At 55.8% G+C, this 351-nt stretch carries 1 protein-coding gene; it reads left to right on the forward strand.

What is annotated here, in order from left to right:
* Positions 1-351: ATP-binding protein (locus AF337_RS44175; protein ID WP_210168040.1), on the forward strand; the 351-nt coding region annotated here is incomplete at both ends.

The raw sequence follows: 351 nt of genomic DNA on the forward strand, positions 1-351 counted from the left end.
GCATCAATGCTCGCGTATTGGCTGGCGAGTTGATCAACAGGGATGTTGTTTGCCAGCTCATCAGGTCGAACGCAAGGAGTGACACCCAGCTCCGCATTGACGACGACACGCTGCTTGAGGCTTTTCCGGGGGTCGAAAGTACACCTGCTTCAGGAGAATCCTTCATCGGCAGGCATGACGAGTTGGAAAAGCTGCATAACGCGTTGATCGGTGCCCGGAGGCCGAGTCCGGTCCTCCTCACAGGGATGCGACGCATCGGGAAAACGTCTCTGCTTTATGCATTTCATGGCCGACATCGCCAACCTGACAGAAACACCCCCGTTACCGTCTATTTTTCGTTGGCGGAACGGC

The sequence above is a fragment of the Rhizobium ecuadorense genome, assembly GCF_001187535.1.
Taxonomy (GTDB): domain Bacteria; phylum Pseudomonadota; class Alphaproteobacteria; order Rhizobiales; family Rhizobiaceae; genus Rhizobium; species Rhizobium ecuadorense.